Source organism: Phormidesmis sp. 146-33, from assembly GCF_052939515.1.
This window is the reverse complement of record NZ_JBJPHU010000207.1, coordinates 1-5,745: the sequence shown is the minus strand read 5'-3', so window position 1 is coordinate 5,745 and position 5,745 is coordinate 1. Positions and strand designations below refer to the sequence as shown.

At 48.4% G+C, this 5,745-nt stretch carries 3 protein-coding genes; all 3 read right to left on the bottom strand.

Features of this window, described 5'->3' with window-relative positions; translation table 11 throughout:
* Positions 1-462: 462 nt before the first annotated feature.
* Positions 463-2,325 (bottom strand): CheR family methyltransferase, encoded by a 1,863-nt coding sequence (locus ACJ2PR_RS34770; RefSeq protein ID WP_446880474.1) that lies wholly within the window; start codon positions 2,323-2,325, stop codon positions 463-465.
* An 822-nt stretch (positions 2,326-3,147) separates the two neighbouring features.
* A complete protein-coding gene (locus ACJ2PR_RS34765; protein WP_446880473.1) occupies positions 3,148-3,792 on the bottom strand; it encodes a chemotaxis protein CheB in 645 nt (214 codons plus the stop codon).
* Positions 3,793-4,275: 483 nt separating this feature from the next.
* Entirely contained in the window at positions 4,276-5,319 is a 1,044-nt protein-coding gene (locus ACJ2PR_RS34760; RefSeq protein WP_446880472.1) for a chemotaxis protein CheB, read from the bottom strand.
* Between the last annotated feature and the right edge of the window lie 426 nt (positions 5,320-5,745).

Below are 5,745 nucleotides of genomic sequence, written 5' to 3'. Positions count from 1 at the left end.
GGGGGCAAAAGCCGTGAACAACGAAGCGGAAAAACTCTCATCGAATTCACGTTAAATAAGATCGTTTATTGCCAAGTTACTTCGCCCCCTAAATCCCCCATGCTGGGGGACTTTGACAAAGGAAAGATTGCCAAAGTTCAAAGCCAGGAACGCCCCCTAAATCCCCCATGCTGGGGGACTTTGACAAAGGAAAGATTGCCAAAGTTCAAAGCCATGACGACGGCTCAAAGTCCCCCATTTTTGGGGGATTTAGGGGGCGAAAGATCTCAGCAATGACAGAGATCGATCGACGTGTGTCTACACGGCATTCAAAAGGGGGACGTTGATTAGAAAGTTGCACATTGCCTACATTATCAATTAGGCATTATCAATTAGACATTGAACGATGATTGGTCGCGTGAGTTGAAAGGTTCCTGTAATGGCATTTTGGTTATCTCAGTGTAGGAGGATGGATCGGGAAAACTACGCTAAATTTTCGTCTGGGTTATCACTGGTGACTGTTTCGCTTATTTCTTCTTCGCTTTGTTCTTCCATGAGAAGAATGACCCCCTGGGGTTGGCGATCGACCCCCATCAGCGGAGTACACCTGACCTGACAACAAATCCTTCTGCCACGACGGTTGACTGCCTCCAGGGTTAGCTTAATGCCGTCGAGATATTGCTCAATGAGACAGCCCCGCAGGGCTTGCACCAGTTGCTCAACCGGAAGCCCAATGTCGAGATTGAGAAAGTTTTGTCCCAGGGCTTCTGTCATTCTCAGCCCCCACAGATCTTCGGCTTTATCGTTCCAGACTTGCACTTGGAGATTGCGATCGACGACCACAACTCCGCCTTTTAAGCTGGACAAAATTGATTCTAGAAAGGCATTGCTGTGATTTAAGTCCTCGGTGCTGCGCTGAAGTTCGTCGTTGACGGTCTGCAATTCTTCGTTGGTCGAATGCAGTTCTTCATTCATGGTTTCGAGTTCTTCGTTGGTCGATTGGAGTTCTTCGTTGGTGGTTTCGAGTTCTTCGTTGGTCGATTGGAGTTCTTCGTAGGCGGTTTCGAGTTCCTGGTTGGCGTGTTCAAGTTCTGCTTGGAGGCGTTTGTAGTGGCTGACATCGATGAACGTAATGCTGATGCCTAAGATTTGATCTGCATCAAACAAAGGTGAAACTTGCACATTGAATGTCATGACTTCGCCTTGACCCACGGGGTAAGCGACATTACTGATATTGACGGTTTGACGAGTTTGGTAGGCTCGCTCGATACACGATCGCAACTCCACCGGGCGATAAGAAACTTCGAGATCTTGAAGCGGACGATCGAGATCACGGGCGCTCAGGTTAAACAAAGTTTTGGCAGATTTGTTGGCTAAAGCAAGTCGCCCGTCGGGATCGATGATCAAGGTTGCTAAGGTTCCCATCTCAAACGCTGCCTCTCTGAGACGTAATTGATTAGGAAGCTGATCGACCGTTTCACCATCGTCTGTAGAAGTCATTCCTAGCAGGTGATCACGCACCTTGAGCTTGGCGACTTTACTAAAAACGCGGCATCTCAGATCGATCGGCGCAAAAATATTGGAATGCGTGATCAGCATTTCTGCTTTGCCGAGAAAGAGAAAGCCGTCGTTTCGCAGTGCAAAATGAAAGCGGTTGAGAATTCTCTCCTGGGTTTCTGCATTAAAGTACATCAACGTATTGCGGCACATTAATAAGTTGAGTTTAGAGATCGGAGCATCTTGAATCAGATCCAAACGCCCAAAAATCACCGATCGCCGCAACTCTTCTCGGACAACATAGCGATTGTCGGCGGTGGGGTCGAAATATTGCGCCAACTGACTGCTAGACACTGCTTCCAGGCTTTCGGGCGGATAGATGGCTTGACGAGCTTGACTTAAGGCTTCTTCGTCTACATCGGTGGCATAGACTTTGACGTGCTCTCTAAAGTCACTCAGTCCAAGCGTGTCAGCCAAAACCATTGCGATCGAGTAGGCTTCTTCTCCAGAAGCGCAGCCCGCACTCCAAACGCGAATTTGTTGGTTTGCTTCTCGACGCGCCAAAATCAGCGGAATTATTTCGTCAGATAGGTAATCCCAGGTGGGGCGATCGCGAAAAAATGCAGTCACATTAATCAACAAAGTGTTGAATAAGAAGTTAAATTCTTCGGGATGGACTTCTAAGTAGTTGAGATAGCCAGTGTAACTTTCGATATTTATGGATTGCATCCGCTTGATGACACGACGCATCAAAGTAGACCGTTTGTAACCCGTAAAATCAAAGCCTCGACTCTGTTTTAAATACTCTAATAGGGTCTCAAAGTCGGGGTTGTAATTGTCACTACTCATAGAAATGTTGTACTAAATTGATCTTTGAGTGCTACAGATCTGGGAGAGCAACCTAAATCCACGTGAATTCGATGAGAGTTTTTTCGCTTCGTTGTTCACGGCTTTTGCCCCCCAACCCCCCAATTTTGGGGGACTTTCAGAGAGGAATTCTGGTTCAAAGTCCCTCACTCGTGGGGGATTTAGGGGGCGTTCCTGGATCTAAAAGCGAAGCGAAGCGTTCATCGAACTGACGTTAAATCCCTCACTGGTGGGTGACTTCAAGCCAAAGAAGTCTCGGATTCTCAAAGTCCCCCAGAATGGGAGATTTAGGGGGCGAAGGATCTGTAGCATTCACAAATTGATTTGGTATTGGGAACTGGAATGTCTTTTTGAAGAGATGAAAGAATTATTTACGTTATACAGGCAATATGCAACTTTCTGATCAACGTCCCTCTTTTGAAGGGAGATTAAGGGGGAGCATCCCAATTATGTAGCACAGTCTTTTTGCCCTCACCCTCTCCCCCAGGAGCGGGAACAAGAGATCTGGCTTCTCTCTGGGAAGCTACCGGGTACACACAAGTCCGGAGTCGCTTCGTTTCAATCGGCTTCAGCCCCCTGAATCCCCCAATCTGGGGGACTTTGACCCAGAGAGATTGCCTAGCATTCAAAGTCCCCCAGCATGGGGGATTTAGGGGGCGAAGGGTCTCGGCAATGACAGATCAATCAACTTGTGTGTACACGGTAGCTCTCTGGGAAGAGGGGCTGGCAAAGCTCTCGCCCCACTTCGTGAGGAGGGCAATCCGAGATTTTGCACAATTAGGGATGCTCCTCTGCAAAGAAACCTTAAATACCTCCTGGCGAAGCGGAACGAAGAAGCTCGCCTTCAGTCCCACAAACTAGCTTAATTAGCGTAGCGGCAATCTGTGGCAATGGAAGAACTTGATCAACCGCCTGAGTCTGAATTGCGGCGTTGGGCATTGCAAAATATTCGGACGATGCTCGATCTTGAACGATCGTTGTCCCGCCCATTTGTTTGATTTGCAAAAGTCCGGCGGCTCCATCTTGCCCTGTCCCGGTTAAAACGATGGCGATCGCTCGATCCCTAAAGTTTTCTGCAACCGACGCAAATAATACATCCGCAGCGGGACGAGTAAAGTTGACCCGATCTGTTTGGGATAGCTCGATCGCCCCTACCGCATTAATCTGAATATGCCAATCGGGAGGCGGAACGTAGATAGTGCCTGCTTGTAACCGATCTCCAGCGATCGCTGCCTTGACATTGAGAACCGTTTGGCGACGGAGCAAGTGGGGCAAGATTGCAGGCATTGCGTTGGGCGCGAGATGCTGAACCACAACTAGCGCGATCGGAAAGCTGGCGGGGAGATGAATAAATAGTTGATTTAGCGCATTAAGCCCGCCTTTAGAAGTAGCTACCACAACTACATCAAACGCAGCACCCGGAAACAACTTACAAGAGTCTGCGTTCAAGTAATCGTACAAAAAAGATGTATCTATATTTTAACAATCAAGTGCCCAAACAGGGTGACAAAGGAGCGATCGCGAATCATATATTAACGTGAATTCGATAGAGTTTTTCCACTCCGTTCTTCAGCACTTCTGCCCCCCAAGCTGCCAATTCTGAGAGACTTTCGGACAAGATCTCTCGTTCAAAGTCCCCCAATTTTGGAGGATTTAACGGAGGGAACCCCAAGGTTCAAAGTCCCCCAATTTGGGGGATTTAGGGGGCGAAAAGATTAACACTTCCCACAGAGTCATCCCCTGATTGACTGACAAATCTTTTCAGGTAGGTTGGCTTGAACCTGGTGACACCCAACGTTAGCAACGGTAGAAAGGCTGCTGTTGGGTTTCGCGTTGCTCAATACCAACCTACGAAGATTTCCGGTTCAAAGTCCCTCACTCATGGGGTTAGGGGGCGTTCTCAGATCTGCGGAGAAGTTCATCGAATTTGCACTAACCGAACTGTCCATCTCGCTCGTGAAGTAAATCTCCATTTCGCTTGTTGCTAACCTTATCGGTCTGCTCGGCCACAACTCGTCTTACAACATCGGCTTGCTGTTTGGCTTCGTCAGCGCGGGCTAAAAATTGGGCTTCTGACAAGAGTCGATTTTGATCGCGGGCCTGCTTTGCCATTCGTCTTGCCAGAGCCGCTTTTTCTTCGAGGGCCCGAATTGCCGACCAGAGAGACGTTTCGACCAGACTCGCCTGCTCAGAGAGCAAACTATCACTCGAATAGACATGCCCAACGTGACAGCGATAGCGAATCAAGTTATTGGTTTTTACTTCCCACAACACCCCACCACAGTCAGGACAGGTGACCATCGAAGGGGTCGTTTGGGGGTGCTTTCCCTGCTCCAGATCGGCCTTGCTAGTCGCGACGACTTCTACTTCTCGCTCAAAATTGTCGGACATCGAATCATCCTCTCTTACAGTCTCCTGACTCAAAGCAACCAACCGCAGCGCAATGTCGCTGACATTCAAAACCAGGTCAACCTTTACATTCTCGATCGCACTTCGCACCATGCCATCAAACGAAGCTTCGTCAGGGTTTTGAACGATCGCCATCCCGCCCCGCTCTTTGATTACTTTGAGTCCGGCGGTGCCATCATCAAGCAGCCCTGACAAAATTACGCCGACTACTCGCTGACCGTAGGAATGGGCCGCTGACCGAAACAAAACATCGATCGCAGGACGATGCCCATTTTCGCGCGGGCCACGACTCAGACGAATGCGGTGATTGTGTAACACGAGATGATAGTCCGGCGGTGCGACATAAATTTTTCCTAGCTCGATCGGGTCACCATCTTTGGGGTGAAAGGCAGGCAAGGTGGCACAGCGATCGAGAATTTGGGGTAGCACGCTAGTCCCATAGGATGGAAAATGCACGGTCACAAAAATCACAGCAGATAGATCTTTAGGCAGCGCGCTAACTAGCTGAGTCAGCGTTTCGACCCCTCCGGCTGAGGCTCCAATAACAATAATATTGCGATTAGGCATGAATTTGTTAAGCGAAAAACCTGAGCAAACCATTAGCCGTGTTGTGATACCAAATCAATTTGTGAATGCTACAGATCCTTCGCCCCCTAAATCCCCCAGTCTGGGGGACTTTGAGAATCCGAGACTGCTTTGGCTTGAAGTCACCCACCAGTGAGGGATTTAGGTTGCTCTCCCAGATCTGTAGCACTCAAAGAGCAATTTGTTATTAATTACACCGATAAATTACACCGATAACTATCCTATTTGGGTTGTGAGAATGCGGTGATTAGTGATTAGTGGTTAGCGGTTAGTCGTCAATCAAAAGCTAAGAACTAAGAACCAAGAACTAAGAACTAAAGCAATCCCAAATCACTCGTGAAATGCAGACTTGATCGGGTCTACCGTTCAAACTATGCCGAGTCAAAGTCAAAGTGCCAACACATTAAG